This window comes from Fodinibius sp. GM108, assembly GCF_058386985.1.
On record NZ_JBYEIR010000004.1, the window covers coordinates 88,582 to 107,235 of the forward strand.

General features: G+C 42.7%; 20 protein-coding genes. 7 read left to right on the forward strand and 13 right to left on the reverse strand.

The features are described 5' to 3' along the window. Nucleotides 1-91 precede the first annotated feature (91 nt). Together ftsY and ACT3ID_RS08355 are read right to left on the reverse strand one after the other, a co-directional pair. A complete protein-coding gene (gene ftsY / locus ACT3ID_RS08350; protein WP_491541558.1) occupies nt 92-1,045 on the reverse strand; it encodes a signal recognition particle-docking protein FtsY in 954 nt (317 codons plus the stop codon). Between the two features lie 64 nt (nt 1,046-1,109). After that, the gene (locus ACT3ID_RS08355) at nt 1,110-1,700 is read right to left on the reverse strand and encodes a CDP-alcohol phosphatidyltransferase family protein (protein ID WP_491541559.1); all 591 of its coding nucleotides are present in this window, start codon (nt 1,698-1,700) and stop codon (nt 1,110-1,112) included. A gap of 93 nt (nt 1,701-1,793) precedes the next feature. On the opposite strand from ACT3ID_RS08355, the gene ACT3ID_RS08360 reads away from it, so the two are divergent. Further along, nucleotides 1,794-2,366, forward strand: a complete 573-nt coding sequence (locus ACT3ID_RS08360; protein WP_491541560.1) for an NUDIX domain-containing protein — start codon at nt 1,794-1,796, stop codon at nt 2,364-2,366. A 63-nt stretch (nt 2,367-2,429) separates the two neighbouring features. On the opposite strand, the gene ACT3ID_RS08365 is transcribed toward ACT3ID_RS08360, so the two are convergent. Beyond that, nucleotides 2,430-2,723 carry a hypothetical protein gene (locus ACT3ID_RS08365; RefSeq protein WP_491541561.1) on the reverse strand — a complete coding sequence of 98 codons (294 nt, stop codon included), beginning with the start codon at nt 2,721-2,723 and terminating at the stop codon, nt 2,430-2,432. Nucleotides 2,724-2,778: 55 nt separating this feature from the next. Beyond that, on the reverse strand, nt 2,779-3,189 hold the full coding sequence (locus ACT3ID_RS08370; protein WP_491541562.1) for a helix-turn-helix domain-containing protein: 411 nt from the start codon (nt 3,187-3,189) through the stop codon (nt 2,779-2,781). 381 nt (nt 3,190-3,570) lie between these two features. Between ACT3ID_RS08370 and ACT3ID_RS08375 the strand changes: the two genes are divergently transcribed. From ACT3ID_RS08375 to ACT3ID_RS08385, 3 genes are read left to right on the forward strand one after another with little or no spacing between them, the layout of a single operon-like run. After that, nucleotides 3,571-4,041: a DinB family protein gene (locus ACT3ID_RS08375; protein WP_491541563.1), complete on the forward strand. Its 471-nt coding sequence runs from the start codon at nt 3,571-3,573 to the stop codon at nt 4,039-4,041. Between the two features lie 47 nt (nt 4,042-4,088). Then, nucleotides 4,089-5,393: a two-component system sensor histidine kinase NtrB gene (locus ACT3ID_RS08380; RefSeq protein ID WP_491541564.1), complete on the forward strand. Its 1,305-nt coding sequence runs from the start codon at nt 4,089-4,091 to the stop codon at nt 5,391-5,393. A gap of 7 nt (nt 5,394-5,400) precedes the next feature. Further along, complete coding sequence (locus ACT3ID_RS08385; RefSeq protein WP_491541565.1) at nt 5,401-6,759, forward strand: sigma-54-dependent transcriptional regulator; 1,359 nt, start codon at nt 5,401-5,403, stop codon at nt 6,757-6,759. 280 nt (nt 6,760-7,039) lie between these two features. On the opposite strand, the gene ACT3ID_RS08390 is transcribed toward ACT3ID_RS08385, so the two are convergent. Together ACT3ID_RS08390 and ACT3ID_RS08395 are read right to left on the reverse strand one after the other, a co-directional pair. Continuing rightward, nucleotides 7,040-7,633 (reverse strand): hypothetical protein, encoded by a 594-nt coding sequence (locus ACT3ID_RS08390; protein ID WP_491541566.1) that lies wholly within the window; start codon nt 7,631-7,633, stop codon nt 7,040-7,042. Nucleotides 7,634-7,720: 87 nt separating this feature from the next. Further along, nucleotides 7,721-8,314 carry a YceI family protein gene (locus ACT3ID_RS08395; protein WP_491541567.1) on the reverse strand — a complete coding sequence of 198 codons (594 nt, stop codon included), beginning with the start codon at nt 8,312-8,314 and terminating at the stop codon, nt 7,721-7,723. Nucleotides 8,315-8,707: 393 nt separating this feature from the next. Here ACT3ID_RS08395 and ACT3ID_RS08400 point away from each other — a divergent pair, with 393 nt between their 5' ends. Both ACT3ID_RS08400 and ACT3ID_RS08405 read left to right on the forward strand, forming a co-directional pair. Next, entirely contained in the window at nt 8,708-9,076 is a 369-nt protein-coding gene (locus ACT3ID_RS08400; protein ID WP_491541568.1) for a response regulator, read from the forward strand. A 135-nt stretch (nt 9,077-9,211) separates the two neighbouring features. Beyond that, entirely contained in the window at nt 9,212-9,580 is a 369-nt protein-coding gene (locus tag ACT3ID_RS08405; RefSeq protein WP_491541569.1) for a DoxX-related protein, read from the forward strand. A 173-nt stretch (nt 9,581-9,753) separates the two neighbouring features. On the opposite strand, the gene ACT3ID_RS08410 is transcribed toward ACT3ID_RS08405, so the two are convergent. From ACT3ID_RS08410 to ACT3ID_RS08420, 3 genes are all read right to left on the reverse strand, one after another. Then, nucleotides 9,754-11,067, reverse strand: coding sequence for a hypothetical protein (locus ACT3ID_RS08410; RefSeq protein ID WP_491541570.1), 1,314 nt, complete (start codon nt 11,065-11,067; stop codon nt 9,754-9,756). Nucleotides 11,068-11,610: 543 nt separating this feature from the next. Then, nucleotides 11,611-12,861 carry a beta-ketoacyl-ACP synthase II gene (gene fabF, locus ACT3ID_RS08415; protein ID WP_491541571.1) on the reverse strand — a complete coding sequence of 417 codons (1,251 nt, stop codon included), beginning with the start codon at nt 12,859-12,861 and terminating at the stop codon, nt 11,611-11,613. Nucleotides 12,862-13,070: 209 nt separating this feature from the next. Further along, the gene (locus tag ACT3ID_RS08420) at nt 13,071-13,436 is read right to left on the reverse strand and encodes a SnoaL-like domain-containing protein (protein WP_491541572.1); all 366 of its coding nucleotides are present in this window, start codon (nt 13,434-13,436) and stop codon (nt 13,071-13,073) included. 159 nt (nt 13,437-13,595) lie between these two features. Here ACT3ID_RS08420 and ACT3ID_RS08425 point away from each other — a divergent pair, with 159 nt between their 5' ends. Further along, nucleotides 13,596-13,961: an AtuA-related protein gene (locus ACT3ID_RS08425; RefSeq protein WP_491541573.1), complete on the forward strand. Its 366-nt coding sequence runs from the start codon at nt 13,596-13,598 to the stop codon at nt 13,959-13,961. Here ACT3ID_RS08425 and ACT3ID_RS08430 read toward each other — a convergent pair whose 3' ends face one another. The 4 genes from ACT3ID_RS08430 to ACT3ID_RS08445 are packed head-to-tail and all read right to left on the reverse strand — an operon-like array spanning nt 13,962 to nt 18,647. Beyond that, nucleotides 13,962-14,549, reverse strand: coding sequence for a DUF2911 domain-containing protein (locus tag ACT3ID_RS08430; protein WP_491541574.1), 588 nt, complete (start codon nt 14,547-14,549; stop codon nt 13,962-13,964). A gap of 50 nt (nt 14,550-14,599) precedes the next feature. Then, nucleotides 14,600-17,491: a hypothetical protein gene (locus ACT3ID_RS08435; protein WP_491541575.1), complete on the reverse strand. Its 2,892-nt coding sequence runs from the start codon at nt 17,489-17,491 to the stop codon at nt 14,600-14,602. 58 nt (nt 17,492-17,549) lie between these two features. Beyond that, on the reverse strand, nt 17,550-18,086 hold the full coding sequence (locus tag ACT3ID_RS08440) for a DinB family protein (protein ID WP_491541576.1): 537 nt from the start codon (nt 18,084-18,086) through the stop codon (nt 17,550-17,552). A gap of 21 nt (nt 18,087-18,107) precedes the next feature. Beyond that, nucleotides 18,108-18,647 (reverse strand): dihydrofolate reductase family protein, encoded by a 540-nt coding sequence (locus ACT3ID_RS08445; RefSeq protein WP_491541577.1) that lies wholly within the window; start codon nt 18,645-18,647, stop codon nt 18,108-18,110. Nucleotides 18,648-18,654 lie beyond the last annotated feature (7 nt).

Genomic DNA, 18,654 nt, shown 5'->3' on the forward strand with positions numbered 1-18,654 from the left:
AATGTCCTTTAACTTTACTTTATCACAAAATGAGGAAAAATAAAAATTGAAATCATAGTTGCTATCCGGGAATTAACAACTGATCAAATTTTTAATCACTGAACATGGAATTGACGAAAAGCTCGCGGTCGAACACCTGCAGATCTTCTATCTCTTCACCAACGCCAATATATTTTACCGGTACATCCAACTCGTTTGAAACACCAATAACGATACCACCTTTGGCCGTACCATCAAGCTTTGTCAGCACAAGTCCGGTAATATCTACAAAATCGGTGAACGCCTGTGCCTGTTGCATGGCATTTTGACCCGTAGAGGCATCGAGCACGAGCAGTACTTCATGCGGAGCTCCATCAACAACCTTGCCCATCACGCGTTTTATTTTGGCAAGTTCTTCCATCAGCGATTTCTTATTGTGCAGGCGCCCGGCTGTGTCAACCAGTGCGATATCTGCGCCGCGAGCCTTGGCAGATTCCACAGTATCGTAGGCTACCGCCGCGGGATCGGCATTTTGCCCCTGCTGAATTATGGGCACCTCGGCACGTTCACTCCAGATTTTAAGCTGGTCCACAGCTGCCGCCCGAAAGGTATCAGCGGCGCCAAGCATCACTTTCTTGCCGGCCTTCCTGTATAGATGGGCAAGCTTGCCTATGGTAGTTGTCTTACCCACACCGTTAACACCAACGATCATCACGATATGTGGCTTCTGGGGAAATTCAGCGTCAAATTCGGCCGGTTTACCGGGGGCGTGATCCTTGAGGAGCGCGATAATTTCTTCACGCAAGATTCGCTGAAGCTCATCACTGTTCAGGTATTTTTCTTCAGCTACCCGTGCCTCGATACGATCGATGATTTCGAGCGTAGTCTTAACTCCGACATCCGAGGTAATTAAAATTTCTTCCAGCTCGTCGAGCACTTCGGCATCCACCGTATCTTTGCCAACAATAGCTTTGCCGATTTTACTCATTATGCCCGAGCGGCTTTTTTCAACGCCTTTCTCGACTTTTTCTTTTTTCTTAAGTCCTAATTTTTCTAAAAAACCCATAAGCTAATATTTGTCAGAGCCACTAAGAAACACGGATTTACGTGATTCTGTGACTTTATATTTTTCAATTAAATTCTACCCCTTTACGGATCAGATTGAACCGGTGAAGATAATCAAAGAAGGAGAAAAACATAAGTGCCAGCGCTGCTCCCATGAGCATCTGATGGACGGCCACAGCCCCGGGATAGAAAAAGGCAGACAACCAGTACAATCCCAATACATTGACACTTATTTTACCGGACATTGCCGCCATTGCAACTTTGCCGCGCAACTTTTGAATGTACATTGAACCGAGGAGAATAAACGCATCGCGGCCGATCTCTAGTATAAAGAACCAAAGCGGAATGATATCGATATAAACGGCATAGAAGAACAGGAAAAAAGCACAGAATTTATCAGCGACAGGATCCAGAATCTTTCCCCATTCGGTAACCTGATTTGCTTTGCGGGCAACATAGCCGTCCAGAAAATCCGAGACGATCCCGTACAAAACAAGAATGGTGATAGTGATTGTAACCTGCTGACCGTTCGTATAGTGAAGATAAATAATGGGGAACGTTACTAAAATACGCGATAATGATATCGCATTCGACCATGTCAGAAGGTCTTCTTTAACATCAATATTCTGTTGATCTATGTTGAATGTTTGTGACAACGTAAACCTAATACTTTTTTATTTTGAGTTACCCAAGCTGATAATGACGTCTCTGTTCAAGTTATAATATATAAGATACGCAAAATTCTTTCTATGAACGACTCACATAAACTTGTTGAACGCACCATATCCTCAAAGGAAGTTTTTAATGGACGTTTGCTACACGTATTTTTTGATGAAGCGCAACTGCCCGACGGATCAACTTCTACCCGCGAATGGATTAAACATCCCGGAGCATCAGCCGTAGTTCCTGTCTTTGATAATGGTGATGTAATGCTTATTCGCCAATTTCGCTATCCGATGTCGCAAATATTTTACGAGGTCCCAGCCGGTAAAATTGATCCCGACGAAGATGCCGATTCGACGGCACACCGCGAGCTCAAAGAAGAAGCAGGACTGTCATGCGAAAAGTTCCAGTATGTCGGACACCTGTATCCGGGAATAGGCTATTCGGATGAGATTATACATTTATACACAGCCTGGAATATTACCTCATATAATCAACAGGTAGAGGATGATGAATTTGTACTTAAAGAACGACTGCCCTTTTCTGAAGTTGTACAAATGGTGCATAACGGTGAAATTTCCGACGGTAAATCTATGGTTGCAATCTTGCGGGCCTGGCACTGGTGGCAAAGTGAAGGACCGTTTTCAGTTAGCAGTTAACAGTGATCAGTAAAAACAAAACCAGGCTATATATTTAACTGCCACCTGGCCACTGCCTACTGCTTACTGGATAATCCCTTCATCAACCGACAGATCATAGAGCGACTGGTGCAGATCCGAATCGGTGATGTCACCACGGTTGATAAGCTCTTCTACTTCATCACCCCGGAGTAGTAAAATACAACCCATTTCATTAAGCACTTCGTCAAATTTTCGCGGGTCGGCATTCGACAGTTTTTCCAGATCGATACCGTCGGGACTTTTTCGGGTATTTACCAGGCAGTAAAAGGTATCTTCCTCATCGTCATCATCACCGAATCCGAAAATCTCGAGCTTGGTATCATCTTTTTCCAGCATAGCTTTATTTATTTTAAAGTTACATCCTAAAGTTGAGGTATAAGATCTATCGCAGTTATTTGTGACGTTCAAGGAAGTCACGGGCTTTGATCAATTCTACGACTTCGTCTGTTTCGCGATCTACAACAGCAATCTGAAACAAGCTCACAATAGCTTGATTGTCGATACATTCTATCGTTTCCTCGACAGTCTCGCACTCTTCCTGCTCACTTACCAGATCGTTTATTCCTTTAACAATATACCGATAATTTTTAGGATTTTTGGATGAGACAGAAGTAGTTGTCCTGCTTGGTTCATTAAAATATTCCCGCAATGCTTCTTCGGTCACATACCATTTTACACCAAGTTTCCGACCCCGAATTTTTCCGTCCCGCAGATAAGCGCGGATTGTCATTTTACTGAGTCCAAGCTGTTCATTCAGATCATCGACCGAATAGAGTGTTAAATTACCTACTTGTTTGGGCATCGTGCACAATAGATCTTTAATGAGTATATAATAGTGAAATTTCAGAGGTCTCATAAGATAACAATAGTCTATTGTCAGGTAAAGCTTACCTACTGTTATTTATTGATTAGTTACAGGTTATTTGATTGATATCAGAAAAACTTGTTCTGTGTTGGGTGATCGTCTTATATTGTAAATAGTTGATTCAAAAAGAGCTCTGCAAACGCAGGGCTTTTTTCTTTTTGTACCTTTCTAAGTTGGTGTTTTATTTTTCTTGGCTTCTCTTTTCTTCAACACCAAAAAGCTCTAAAGAAACCAGTATATTTAGGTGAGATTATAAAGTACAGACCGTTTTCTCATAAGTTTCATCCTAATTTTCTAATCAGACACTACTTGTCGGTTATGGAATCAAAATCTGTAAGAGAATTACTGCTGGAACAGCTTGAGGGGAAAAATGCACATGTTGATTTCAATCAGGCAGTACAGGGGATAACATACAAGCAGGCCGGAATCAAGGTTGAGGGATTGCCTCATACCATTTGGGAACTTATTGAACATATCCGTATCGGACAGGACGATATCCTGGAGTTCTGTAAAAATCCCGATTATGAGGAGATAGACTGGCCTGAAGATTACTGGCCGGAAACCTCATCCCCTGAAGATAAACAGGAGTTTGAAGAATCTGTACAAGCAGTTCGTGACGGATTGGATGAGATGCGATCCATGATCCAAGACACGGATAAGGACTTACAGCGTCCATTTCCACACGGAGACGGGCAAACACTGTTTCGCGAAGCCATGCTTATTGTTGATCATAATGCCTACCATATTGGTCAGATTGTACAAATCAGACGCTTGCTTGGGAGCTGGTAATTGCTACTTTTTAAATAAATATGAATAAACTGCCACTCCATTAAATTATGAAAGAGATTATTCGCTTTTTGCGCGAAGCCAGGATGGGCTACTTGCTATTCACTTCTCTCATCATACTGGGAGTGGTTTACGGTGCGACAGAAATTATTGAGCAAACATTCTTTTCAGATATTTCTGAAGACACCATGCGTTGGTTGTACTTCAGTCGGGGCATCTTTGTTTCTCTGGTGTTGGTAGTGTGGGCGGCATGGACGGTATATAATTACCGCGAATATTACGAAGATCAGCTCGAGGCTACGAAGATGCGCTACAGTGATATTATCGAACATTCGGCCGAAGCTATCATCTCTCTTGATAATGAGGGTATTATCACTTCATGGAATCGGGGAGCCGAAGATATTTTCGGATGGAATCGAGATGAAATCATCGGTGAGCCAATTACAAAGATTGTCCCTGACGATCTTATTGAGATGCAGGAACTGGAGTGCATCGACTTTGGAATGCAGTACAAGGGATCGGTACAAAATTATGAGACGGAACGTCTGACCAAGAGCGGAGAACGAAAACTGGTAAATTTAACAGAATCCTTTATCCGGAGTGAAGATGATGAAGTTGTGGGATACTCGCAGATATTGCGAGACTTAACGGATATCAAAATGCGAAAAGAGCAAATTCAGCAATCCGAGCGTCTGGCCACGATAGGGCATATGGCAGCAGGAGTAGCTCACGAGGTCGGGAATCCATTGACTGCTATCTCTTCGCTGGTACAAGTATGCCAGCGTAAGACTGATGACGAATTTGTACAGGATCAGCTGAAAAAGGTACGAGAACATATACAACGGATTAATAAAATTGTACGCGATCTGGTTGATTTCTCACGTCCCTCGAGTATGCAGGAAGAGAATGCCAATATAAATGATATTATAAACTCTGCCGTGGGGCTGCTGGAGCATGATGCCCGATGCCGTGATGTGAATTTTGAACGAAACCTTGCCGATGACCTGCCGATGATCTCGATAGTGCCCGATCAAATTCACCAGGTATTGGTGAACTTATTGCTTAACGCCGTTGACGCCATGAAAGAGGAGCAAGACCCGAAGGTTGTGATATCCACAGCAAAAGAAGATTCGCAAATTTTGTTGAAAGTCACCGATAATGGAAAAGGCATAAAAGAAGAACATCAATCTCGTATATTTGAACCGTTCTTCACGACAAAGGAAGTGGGGAGCGGCACCGGGCTGGGACTTGCTGTAAGTCACGGAATCATCAATAAGATGGGGGGCACCATTCGCGTAGAGTCGGAATACGGCAAAGGGACAACATTTTTTATCACCATTCCTATAGAAAAATGAGAATTTTATGACAGGATCAATTTTAATAGCAGATGATGAATCCAGTATCAGAGAATCACTAACTATTGTTCTTGAGGATGAAGGCTATAACTGTACAACAGTTCAAGATGGGGAGGAAGCCATCAAAGCGATCGAGAAAAATAGTTTTGACATTATTATAACTGACTTGAAAATGCCTAAGACCGACGGACTGGGCGTGCTGGAATATGCACTGCAACACTCCTCGGATACGCTGACTATCATCATAACTGCCCATGCTACTATTGAGACTGCAATCCAGGCACTGCGAAAAGGTGCAGCAGATTACATCCTGAAACCACTGGATTTTGATGAAGTACTTATTCGTATAGAAAATCTCCTGGAGCATAAAAATCTGGTCCAGGAAAACAAATACCTGCGTGAACAGATCGACCAGGAGTACAACTTTAACCACATTATTGGTGAAAGTGAAGCCATGGAGGAAGTTTATAGAATGGTGGATCGCGTGAGCAATGCCACTAGTAATGTGTTGATTACCGGAGACAGTGGTACGGGAAAAGAACTGGTAGCCCGAGCTATACACTTTCATGGCAATCGCGCTAAAAAACCGTTTCTGGCGATTAATTGCGGCGCTATTCCCAAAGATCTCGTTGAGTCAGAGCTTTTCGGCCATAAAAAGGGAGCTTTTACCGGCGCCGACTCTGAAAAGGAGGGTATTTTTGTAGCTGCAAATGGCGGTACTGTTTTTTTGGATGAAATTGCCGAAATCCCGTTAAATCTGCAGGTAAATTTATTGCGGGTACTGCAGCAACGAGAAGTGAAACCGGTAGGTTCGAATAAAACCATCAGTTTTGATACGCGCATCATAGCGGCCACAAATAAAAATCTGGAAGAGGAAGTAGAAAAAGGCAACTTCCGTGATGACTTGTACTATCGTCTTAACGTGGTGGAGATAGCACTGCCTCCCCTCCAGCAGCGCCGCGAAGATATTCCGCTGCTGGCCCATCATTTTTTGAGCAAATATAACAAGGAGTTAAAGCGAAATCTCAAGGGAATATCCAGCGAGGCGATGAGTGCGATGATGGCCTATCAGTGGAAGGGTCAGGTCCGGGAACTTGAAAATGTTATTGAGCGCTCGGTATTGCTGAGCGATAATGAATACCTGAGGCTTGAGGATCTGCCCGCCTCCATCCGTAACACCTCGGGAGCTGATGAGGTGGATATGAACACTGATAAGTTAGAGGAGGCAGTTCAAGGGTTCGAAAAACATCACATTCAGAGTATGCTTAACCGAACGGATGGAAATAAATCAGAGGCGGCGCGGCTGCTCGGTATCGATCCGTCGACGCTGTATCGCAAGATGGAAAGGCTGGGATTATCCGAATAAATTACCAGATTTTTCACCCAATTTTTTTACCGCAGAGTTTCGCAGAGGTATCCGCGGAGTTGTTGAGGTAGAATCCTATATTTATCATTCCTTCTTATGCTGGCCCTATCTCTCGTTAAAAAAAACTTTAAAAGTTTTCCATATGAATCAAATGTGTCTCTTCCCCTGCGATAGTAGAGGAAGAACAAGAAGGGGTCAACAAGTAGCATTACCGCAGAAAGGTATCAAGCAGAGTTTTGCAAAGGTAAATCTGGGCTATCTCTGGTAAATAATAAATGAATTAGCGATTATTATAAGCAGTTGAATCTGTTAGGGCTACCGTTACATCAAAATGCACAGTCAGATCTTTGCTGGCCCGGACAAGCCCAAACATCTTACTCGGCGGATCAATGTTGTAGGTATCCATGTGGATTTCTTTGGTGCCTTTCACACGAAACTTGTTGTTTTCAATGACCTTGCCTTTTACTGTAACAGTGGTAGTATCTTCTACGCCTGCTATTTCCATAATTCCCCGCGTTTGTATGTTCATCCATTCACCCTCACCGGATAGCGAATTCACTGTCTCCTTGTTTAATGAAGCTTCAAGTACCTGATAGTTAATCACCGGATACTCCTCGGCTTTCAGAGCTCCGTACATATCTCTGTTCATAGCCCTTTTGCCGCAGTTAAGGGATTTAACCGGCAGGGCTACCGCAATATTTATTCTACCATCTTCAGTAAGCGTTGCCCGGGGATTTTGGGGAGTTGTAATTTCACCTTTTCCCGACAGTTGTTCCGCTTTGCAACTAAAATCTACAGGACCCGCCGTACCCTCAATCCATATATTACCACCTTCAAGGATGGTAATATCACCAGATGATTGCGCCCCGCTCATGCTCGGGATAAGCAGTATAACTGACAGAACTAAGAGGAGTTTGAGGGAAGTGTTTACGGGGCGCAGCATCTTCTTATTGTTCGTTTATTATCCTTGCTCGAAAAACAATTCAAATGATACAGTCACCATCTCTCCACTTCGTACAGCTCCAAACATCGCCGACGGTGGATCTACATCGTAGTTTTTCATATTGATTTCGTAACTGCCGGCAAATCGGTAAGTACCGTCTTCCATAACAGTTCCTTCTACCGGAAAGCTGACTTCTTTTTCTACTCCCGCAACAGTCAGCATACCCGTTACATTGAGCTGAAATGAATTATCCGAAGATCCTTCAGCTATCTCTGATGAAGAAAGTTTAAAAGTAATATTCGGGTGATCATCTTCTTTAAGTGCACCATGCATTCTGCGGTCAAGGCCACCTTTTCCGCTTTTCATCTCTTCAACAGGTATAGTTAGTGTGAGAGCTTCTACCGGACTGGAAGGTGATTCTGACTCAAGAGCTGATGCATTAAAATCAATATCAATGTTAACTTCTTCAACATCTGCTTCCCAATCGTGCACATTGGATGTGCCTTCTATTTTCATGGTACTCTTGTCGAGCATAGAAATATTACTTTGTGCTACTGCGAATCCAAATGAGATAAATAAAAATACAAACGTGGTGGTTAGTAAAGATTTCATAACAGGCTTGTTTATGTTAATAAGTTCTTTAGATAATAATAGTGCAACCACCGTTCCAAAGTGTGAAAAACCAGAAGAAAATTTAACTGTAATTATCCTCTACTCTAGCTATCTGACAAGGAATTTATATCGATACTAAAACTAGTATCTTTTCTGGTGAATATGCTTTTGCACGTCTGCAATCCATGATTATAAAGGCATTGCATGTTTGCAAACTCTCGATCCTATCCTGTGGAATTATCTAGTGCACCACGATAATTAAAACCTCTTATAAGTCCATTAACAGCTATAACGGCTGATAAATAAATTACTGCACTTATATGAAAAGTATGGCCTGCTAATTGCTTCTATAACAGTAAAGCTAGATAAATTAACTCTAACACTTAAGACAAAATGCAATCGCAAGCCATCCTTGTTTTTGATCAAGAAGAAGCCATTAGAGATTCGCTACAGTTGGTCTTAAGCGATGAAGGGTATCAATGCTTTACATCCGGAAATATAAATGATGCACTTAATCAATTAGCCCACCAGGATATTTCTATAATTATTCTGGACAGTGAATTAGCAGTGAAAACAGATTTTTTTAAGAGAATAAGCAATCAATATCCAGAGGTTAAATCTATTGTTATAAGTTCTTATGCGGCATTAGAGTCCGACCAGCGTGCATTGATGTATGTCGCCGATGAGTTCATCTTGAAGCCATTGAACTTTGACGAACTAATTGATCGGATTAAAAAGCTTCTGGCTCCTTCCAAAATATAAAAGCGGATTGCAAATACCCCTCTATAGCCGTTTATATCACCGGTTTGTATACATACCCATAAATATTTAGTTTAACATTGAACTAAGTGTTGCCGTTTTCCTTTTGCTAACGTGAACAAAAATAATGGGGCAAATATGCTTTCTACTATAGGACGATATTTATACGCTTTACCATTTGGTGTATTTGGATTATTTCATTTTATGAATGCCGAACAGATGTCCGGCATGGTACCCATACCCGGAGGGCAATTTTGGGTATATCTCACCGGATTGGCCATGCTGGCAGCATGTATCAGTATTCTAATTGAGAAGAAAGCACGCTTGGCCTGTATCTTGTTGGGAGTGTTACTTCTCATTTATGTGGTCAGTATTCATATACCTGCAATCGTAGGCGGAGAAATGCAGCCTGCTATGACAAACTTGCTTAAAGATCTGGCATTGGCTGGAGGAGCTTGGTTTTTGGCAGGCAGTTACGAAGAAGAGGATAGCTTGAATATGGCGTAATTCCAGGATAAAATATCTGTAGATTGAAGAAGCCCATCAGCTTTATTTGCTGGTGGGCTTTTTCTATTGGTGAAAAAATAACGATGCCGCCAGATCATGGCGGCATCGCTCAGAGGATGGTGGTTTGTTTAGGATTAGGGGACCTATGACAAATCACCCTATGCTTAGTATGGTTAAAAACTGATTACAGCCTCGAGCACAACTCCGTTGAACTCACCGTCTTCATACTTTGTGCCAGTATATCCGTCACCATCATACGACTGGGTTACATACTCAAGCTTGGTTAGTACATTTTTAGTGAGGAACCAGCCACCGCCGATGTTGAGACGAGAAATCTCTTGGTTGGTATCGGATCCGTCTACGAGGTTGTAGCGTACACCAAGATAGAAGTCTTCATCAACTCCGAAACGGTATAGTGCTTCTGCGCCGTACTGGTTGTATGTACGTGTGTCAGATTCAGTAGCCAGTTTACCACTTATGTTTTCATAGAGTCCGAAGAACTCAAGTCCGCCATACTTAACGAAGGGGTTGATCATAATAGAAGTCAATTCGCCGGCAATTGGTCCACCTGGTGCTCGGCCTGATACGGTGAATCCAGGATCAAAACGGCCACTTCTGAACCCGTCGTCCATTACGTTGTAATATCGAGATCCGGCACGGTCTCCACTATACAAATATTGATAGTCAGACTCAGCGCTGGTCCACAGCGAACCTGTTAAGCGGTAACGAAATTTTTCATTAGCCTGCTTGTCAACACCCAACTTGGTGTAAAACGTGACACTGGCATTTTCTTCAATGGTGCTTTGATTTAGTTTACCGTTGGTAAGGCCTACCATTCCAAATAAGTCACCACCATAAATGTAAACCTCACCTGCAACCTCCGTAGTAAAGGAATCCATAATATAGTTGCCAACAAATGGATTATGGATGGCAAATGCGTTATCTGTACGTCTGAAGTGAGCATCACCATAGTTTGGCTCCATGTGACCAACTTTGATGCGGATATTGTCCATAAGACCTGAAGCAAACCCTTCAGAAATAAAGTCAAGCCTGTCTACCTGCAGATATCCTCCCTTTACATACGCTTCTGGGTGGTGCTGTGAAGACAAGTATGTTCGCAAGTGCATACGCATACCGTTTGCTAACGCTACATCAAGATCTAAGTTTGATGTAGCAAGGTTGAAGTTATTTTCAAGTTCTGGAAGTGTGCTCATAATGGGATTCCCATTTTCGTCAACCCCTGTTTGGTATGGGCCCGCATTATCTTGGCTAATTCCTTGGAATTGTAGTGTGTTTGAACCTCCAATGCGGACATTCAGGCCGTCAAACTCTACATCAGTTTCAAATGGAGCTTCAAACTGGTTAAGTCCGGTTTGGTCAGGATTAGTGTAATACTGCAGCGAGCGGCTTTGCTGTGCAAATACACTGCCTGCCATCACGAAAAATGACAATAGAAATAATGTGATATGTTTTTTTGTGAGTTTCATGGTAGTACCCGTTTATAATTTAGATTATACTTTTGGTCGAATTAATAAAATCCGTATCAATGATTTTTTTGTTCGTGTTTTGAATTACAATGCTAGTAATCTCTTTCTGCTCATTAGTATTACAACTACTGTTCCAAAGCTGAATTAATTGAATAATAATATTTACAGTTGGCAGAAAGGCCGATTCAGAGGTATAGAGGCAGGTATACAGGTTTATTTTACAGGATAATTTTCCTAATCATTGCAGATCTGCAAGAATACTATATGGCAAAAGTGCAATCCTGCAAGTTTTATTAATCATCTGCAGACCAGTGGATTAATTAACCGCAGAGTTTCGCAGAGCGATACAGAGATTTTATTCCCTCTTTTCATTACTGGTTCGAGTTTGAAACTTGGGCCAGCAACAGGATAGAGAGGGGTAAAAGTATAAGTCACAGACTTATGCTAGCTGTGGGTAACCTTCCCAAGCAGGAGCTTGGGAAAGAGGGAATATTATCGCAGAGTAACACAGAGGTTTGCATCACACTCACGTGAAAGAGTCTGCTATGCTTTCTTGAAAACTACAATTCCGTTGTGACCACCAAAGCCGAAGGTATTGCTCATCGCGACATCTACCTCTTTTTCAATCGCGTCGCCCAATACAATCTGAAGTCCTGAAGGAATCTCTTCATCGATATTTTCCGTATTGATGGTCGGCGGTATTACTCCCTCATTAATGGCTTTTATACTGGCAATAGCTTCTATCGCACCCGCCGCACCCAGCAAGTGCCCCATCATCGATTTTGTTGCACCTATATAAAGATGATCAGGATTTTCTCCGAATACATTGGCAATTGCCTTAGTTTCACTGATATCACCCACAGGCGTTGAGGTAGCGTGCGTGTTCAGGTAATCTACGTCTTCAGGATTTAGTTCACTGTCATTAAGCGCTTGTTTCATGGCAGCAGAGGCACCTTTTCCTTCGGGATGGGTAGCCGTCATATGATGAGCATCAGCAGTCATTGCAGCACCGGCAACCTCACCATAAATTTTGGCTCCGCGCGCTTTGGCGTGTTCATATTCTTCGAGGATGAGGGTGGCTGCTCCTTCTCCCATGACAAAGCCGTCGCGGTCTTTATCAAACGGTCGAGATGCTCCTTTTGGATCATCGTTGCGCTGTGACATTGCGCGCATCGCCGAAAATCCGCCGAATGAGGCTTCGGTTATTCCCGCTTCCGATCCACCGGTGATCATCACTTTAGCTTTCCCCCAGCGGATGTAATTCATGGCATCCATAATAGCAGTATTCGATGTCGCACAAGCCGAAACCGTGGCATAATTAATCCCCATTAAGTTATACTTCATGGAAATAAGACCCGGCGCCATATTCGTTATAAGCTTTGGAATAAAAAACGGGTTAAATCGCGGCGTATAATCATTCTCAGCGTAGTTTCGTACTTCTTCCTCAAATGTTTTCATGCCACCCTGGCCACTGCCCCAGATTACGCCGGTGTCAAAAGGATCCATCTCCTCAAAATCGAGCCCGGAATCTTTCACAGCCTCATTGGTAGACACCAGTGCGTATTGACTGTAGGGGTCTGACCGGCGTATCATATTATGTTCCAGGTGCTCGCTAACGTCGTAATCCTTGAGTTCGCAGGCAAAATGGGTGCGAAATTCCGAGGGATCAAAATGAGTGATGCGATCGGCGCCGCTGACTCCCTCGACAAGATTATTCCAAAAATCGTCTACCGAATTGCCAATAGGCGATAGTGCTCCCAGTCCGGTAATGACAACTCTGTTTGGCTTGCTCATGGTGAGAATATAATTAGTTAGAAATAAAAATAGTGTGTGGTAGTAATTGATGAAGTAAGGGCGCGAAAATTACGGATTATCTGTGGTCCAACCAATTGAAAAACCGTAACTGAATCTGTCTGAAAAAAATCCATTAAAAAAGCCCTCCGAAGGGGAGGGCTCCAAAAAATGCCGCTGAATAAACTTGGATCAGCGTCTATGAAATGAAATTAACTATCCTGTGTAGCATAAAAACGCTCGGTAGAAATTTCATCGCCGTCCCAGTGCTGTACGGCTACCTGTTCCATAGTGGTAGGTTCATCTGCTCCTTTAAAAGTAACGGTCATAGCAGATTCCACTGATGTAATCCCTTCCTCTTCATTTGAAGTAATCCCGGAAACGTCGATACCATGAAACTCTTCAACACTGCCAAAGAACTCTTTTTCGCGTTCGCGGTTGGTATCTTTTCCTTCAACTTCGGTGCCGTCTTCCAGTATCATAGTGACATCTTCGGCATAGTATTCTTCAAAAGCATCCATCGCTGTGCCTTGGCCAATATGATCATAAATGTCGTTGATCTTGTCTAAGTAGCTCATAAATCTAAATTAGTTTAATATTGAAGTATTTGTGAGGAAGGTATAACGGAGCTTGGAAAAAAATCGTTTACGGAATTAGAAAATATTTTATTGCAAGATTCCCGCTTCAATCTATATTTTAAATCAGCTGAAAAAATAATCGATTATAACCTATCTATAATGGCTAAAGTAAAATTGATTGAAATTGCGCACGGACGCAGCGGAGACAAGGGAGACGGTAGTAACGTCGGAGTAATAGCACGACATCCGGAAGTGTATCCATTTTTAAAAGAGAACCTGACGGCCGATATTGTTAAGGAGCATATGAAGCATATCTGCAAGGGAGAAGTTGAGCGCTATGAATTACCAAATATTGGAGCACTGAATTTTGTACTGCACGAAAGCCTGGGTGGCGGGGGTACAGTATCGCTAAAGCTGGATGCCCAGGGCAAAACACATGCTTCTATGCTACTTCGTATGGAGATGGAAGTACCTGATGAACTGCTCCAGAAAGTTCAGGAGATAAGGAAAATTAGCTATAAATAGTTATGAGGCACTTTGGTTCTCTCCTACAAACCTGATCGGTATATCGACCCTCGTCTGATCCCATTCCATAACAATAGATGTTGAATCTCCCATAACTTCTGAAAACTGAATAGTAAAGGCTTCGGTAATGCTTTCTTTTTCTTCGGATGCCGCTTCGATGCGCATCACGTCAAAAGATTTATTATAGTCGAAAGCACCCCACTGCCCCAGCTCTTCATTTAGGATGATGGTCCAGGGTTCATCTTCCCGAGGTATAGTAAACAGCGCATAGGTTCCCGCTTCCAGTTTCTCATCTCCAAACATGATATCGCCGGTAGTTGTCAGTTCCGTAGCTTCATTGGCTCCGGTGCGCCATACTTCATCATAGGGGACCAGATCACCGAAAATTTGGCGACCTCTCTTATAAGGTTGTCCATATACTATTTTGATATATGTTTTTGTGGGGGGATGGGTAAGCTTGGCAATAGCGATCGGACTTTTCCGCCGTACTGGCTCGCTATCCTGTGAATCTTGCTGATTGCAGCCAGTGACAATGAACAGTATCAGAAGTAATAAATAGCCGGTAATTTTTATAGGGTGAGCTGACATGAAAATAAATAGTTATTTGGGTCTGTAATTTAACACAACAAAGTATATACTTAAAAATCTCCTATAAAAAATTGAGTGCGTTCTCGTGTGGGTTCATAGCCAAAACCTACGCCAATATCGAATGCAAGGTTTGACAGGCGAAACCGGGCTCTCAAACCAATACCGAATACACTTCGCGAGCCTTCCTGCCAATCATTGAGCATTGGATCGGTAACTGTATCTGAAAAAGCAACCAGATAAATATTGCTCAGATACAGCGGAAGCAAAAATCCTCCATCATCAACAAACATCAACGGAATGGTATATCGGGAAGAGAAGCTGATAAGATTGTTTGAACCTACTAAAACAGACTCAGAAAATGCATTGGATACAATAGATTGATTATCAAATACAACACCTGATTGCGTAACGCCCCTCAATCCAATTCGCAGCGATTGATTCCACCGCCTCAGTGGAGAAAAATATGTAAAGATCCCGCCACGCAGGGCAGAAACTTTCTGAAAATCTATCTCAGCGTTCTGATTCCCGACCGGTAGCGTAGTTTCACCCGCCGAAAGATAATGTTCCCATTCCGAAAACAGCATAATTCCTGAATTTGGCTGTAGATCACGAATATTCTGTTGCAGTCGATAATTAAACTGTCCATACAAATTGGCAATGCTTGTATTTGCGTAATCTGAAGAAGTCCCGGCTGGTAAAAGACTATGAAAACGTACCTGGGACTGACGGATTTCAGGCTCAAAGAAAAGTGAAGTGTTGTAAATATTTTGATTGAAACGATACTGCAAGGGCACACTCAATGCGAGTCCGCGCCGTTGACGTAGCAGTGTTGTCTGTGGAATATCTTCATTTTGTACAGTAATGTATGACGGCTGGCTAAACAGGCGCGCTTTAAAACCGGGATAAAACATTTTATTCTGATAGGTGATATCATACCAGCCACGCTGCTCGGCATAGCTGAATTCAGCTGTATAACTCTGATCCGCAAGTAATGTGTTACTATGCAATGAACCCCCAGCCTGATAAACATCAGTATTGGATATTTCTTCGAAAACAGGCAGTACTGTCCGGGGTTTCAGCCATCCGATACCAGCTGAATAATCACCGGTTTCCCAGTCACCCGACTGCATAATTGTAGAATCGGCAACCACAGGGCGCTCCATAAAATCCATTTTGGATTCTGAAGATTGCCACAGATCCGGATTTACTGTTGAATCTGCAAAATTTTTGCTTTCCACTACTGCCGGAAGTCGTTCATTTTTATCTTGCCTGATATAAGCAATACGTTCACCATCAGGACTATAACTACCTTCAAAAGCACCGTAGGGATCGTTCGTCAACTGGCGTATTTCCTGTTGATTCTGATCATACTCATATAGCTGCATAGTGCCCGAAAAATCACTGCTAAACATGATCTTTTCTTCCCTGGGATGAAAAGCCGGATCGAAAACAGATCCCTGATCAAAAACAATATCCGGCGATTCCTTCAGTCTTTGTTCCAGTTCATCAGGTTCTGAAATCCACAGCGCCTGCATACCGCGTTTATTTACCACAATGGCCAATTGGCGGCTGTCTGGATGAGCGGTAACGGCCGTAATCTCGTGATCACCAGCTGATAATATCTCCTGAATTTCCTGAGTTTGATCTTCATCCTCTTGAACTGCAACAAGGGAAGATGAGGCCGGACGCGTTTGCAGAGCAAGAATATCATCCCCAAAATAAACGGGAGCATACAACCGCCCGTCTTTGCTAATCTGTTTTTTCTGATGAGTATCAAAATCGAATTGTACCAGCTCGGCCTTGGCAGTATTGTTGTAGATGGGATCGGTATCGTAATAGCTGAAAATCATGGATGAGCGATCTGCACTCAAATCGTAGCGATAATCACTGACGGTATTTGTCGTTGTCAGATGCTCTATATCAGAGGATGAAACGTTATAGCTATAAAATCCGGGACGTGCATTGTAAAAAGATCCGTAGAAGACAATGGTAGAATCGGACTGCCATTTCGGCCGGCGTATTTCGCGTCCTTTATAAGGAATTTCTAGAGCAGTACTTTGTGCAGATATCTGCCTTTTTTCTTCCAGCAGTTTTTCCTGGTCTTCTTCGTAGCGATTGTAGAGCTGCCCCGGCCAATAGCCGGTAGCGTGGCGGAGGGCAACGCCGTATCCCAAAAAGGGGAAGTCCATATAAAAATCGAGGGCATCGCGGGTGGTTTCACTTCCGTATCTATCTTGCATCCAGGAAGTAAATTTATATCCGCCGATATAGTGGCGGTTAAATGGACGCGTATCTGTTGATGTTTGCACGTGTTGTCCCATCGACCAGCGTTGATCGCTGTTGAATGTTGCATCAAACTGGCCGGTAAAAAAGGGGAGATTTCCACGTCCGCCGTTTGGAGCAACATTTTTAGTTTCATGATGTACGGCAACACCTTCTAAAATTCCAAAGGGAATAGCACCGTGAAAAGAACGGGCCAGGTCGGGCGAAAAAAGACTCACAAACCGGGGAAGATTATAGTCGCCGAGATTGCTAAGCTGCATTGCGTGAACGAGCTCGTGCGGACCTACATTTTCGAGCCAGTTACCAGTCTGAGGATTAAGTACCTTACCTTTAATCGGCGGTAGTTCAATTTCTGATCGAAAGTGAATAGGGGTGACAAAACCATTTGAACGGTCGTTATAATCATTAAGAATCACCGGAAAATTGCTAAGCTCTCCACCTACTAAATCTCGAACCGTACTATACTGTTCTTCGAGAATACGTCCCATTTGCAGAGCTGAGGAATCATTTCCGCTGGCATACACTACTTTAAAATGCGGTGTTTGCAGAAACTGCCAATCTTGATTGGGTGGTCTATGTTGAGTGGGATAAAATTGAGCAAGACAGGATGTACCAAGAAGGAGGAAAAAGCCTGTTAACAAAAAAAATCTTCGGATCATAGACCATAATCTTAATTAATGGAGAATATAGATTTAGTACTCCAATGTTAGACAAACATTATTCACTCCACGGTGGTACTATTCCACTCATCCGTGCGTAAGCAATTGCTTGTCCCACATGCTCACTTTTATGTGTGATCAGCTGCATCAGTACTGCTTGTCCGTTAACAGTTCTCCCATACATTTCTGTTTCTTCCTTCAACTTTGAATCCGGCATATTTTCAACTGCTTTTTTAACATGATCTATCGATTGCTCCAGGATCTCCACCACTTCTTCTTTGCCTGTGATAGATTCAATATTTTCGACATCGACATCGTCCGGAGCCGGAATATCAAGAGAATTTTCCAGATAATAGTAATTATAGCGGGCGATATGGGTAAAGACTCTTTCTACTGAATATACTTCATCATCAGGACGCCATGAATATTTATCTGCAGGCATAGCTTCTGCCAGCGAAAGCACACGTGAGGCGTAGTCGAAGTGTTGGCTGAACTGCTCTTTAAAATTGTTACTGTTGTCTTGGGCATTCAGCGATTCCATCCCAATTAAAACAATCGCTAAACCCCATACTATTAGGCTGGTTAACTTTTTCATAACGATGAGATCAGATTAAACTTACCTTTTATCATGATTTACTGCATATCGACTCTGTACAAATCCATTGTCAAAGGATTTGGTTGTAATGTGATTTAATTTAATATCCTTTTCCACGGGACCAAAAAGAGGAATTCCCTCACCAATAAGCACTGGAATACGTGTTATTGTTATTTCCTGAATAAAACCCGCTCGCAAAAAATGCTGAATTGTTTTGCCGCCGTCAATATACAAGTGCTCGTATCCTTCTTCGGCAAGCTGATCTACAATCTCTTCCGGAGATCCTGATAAATGGCTTACCTGCTTCTGCAAACGATCCGGAATATCAAGCGATTGGCTGCTTAAAACAATAACTTTGTTTTTATACGGCCATTGATCAAAACTTACCACTTTCTCAAAAGAATGGCGCCCCATCACCAATGCATCTATAGAAGCAATAAAATTGTAGTAGCCGAAATCTTCTCCTGTTTCTTCACCCTCTGTTAGCCAGTCAATATCTCCATTGGATCGGGCAATGAACCCATCCAGGCTGGTAGCAATAAATACCGATTGTTTTCTCATTTTTTGT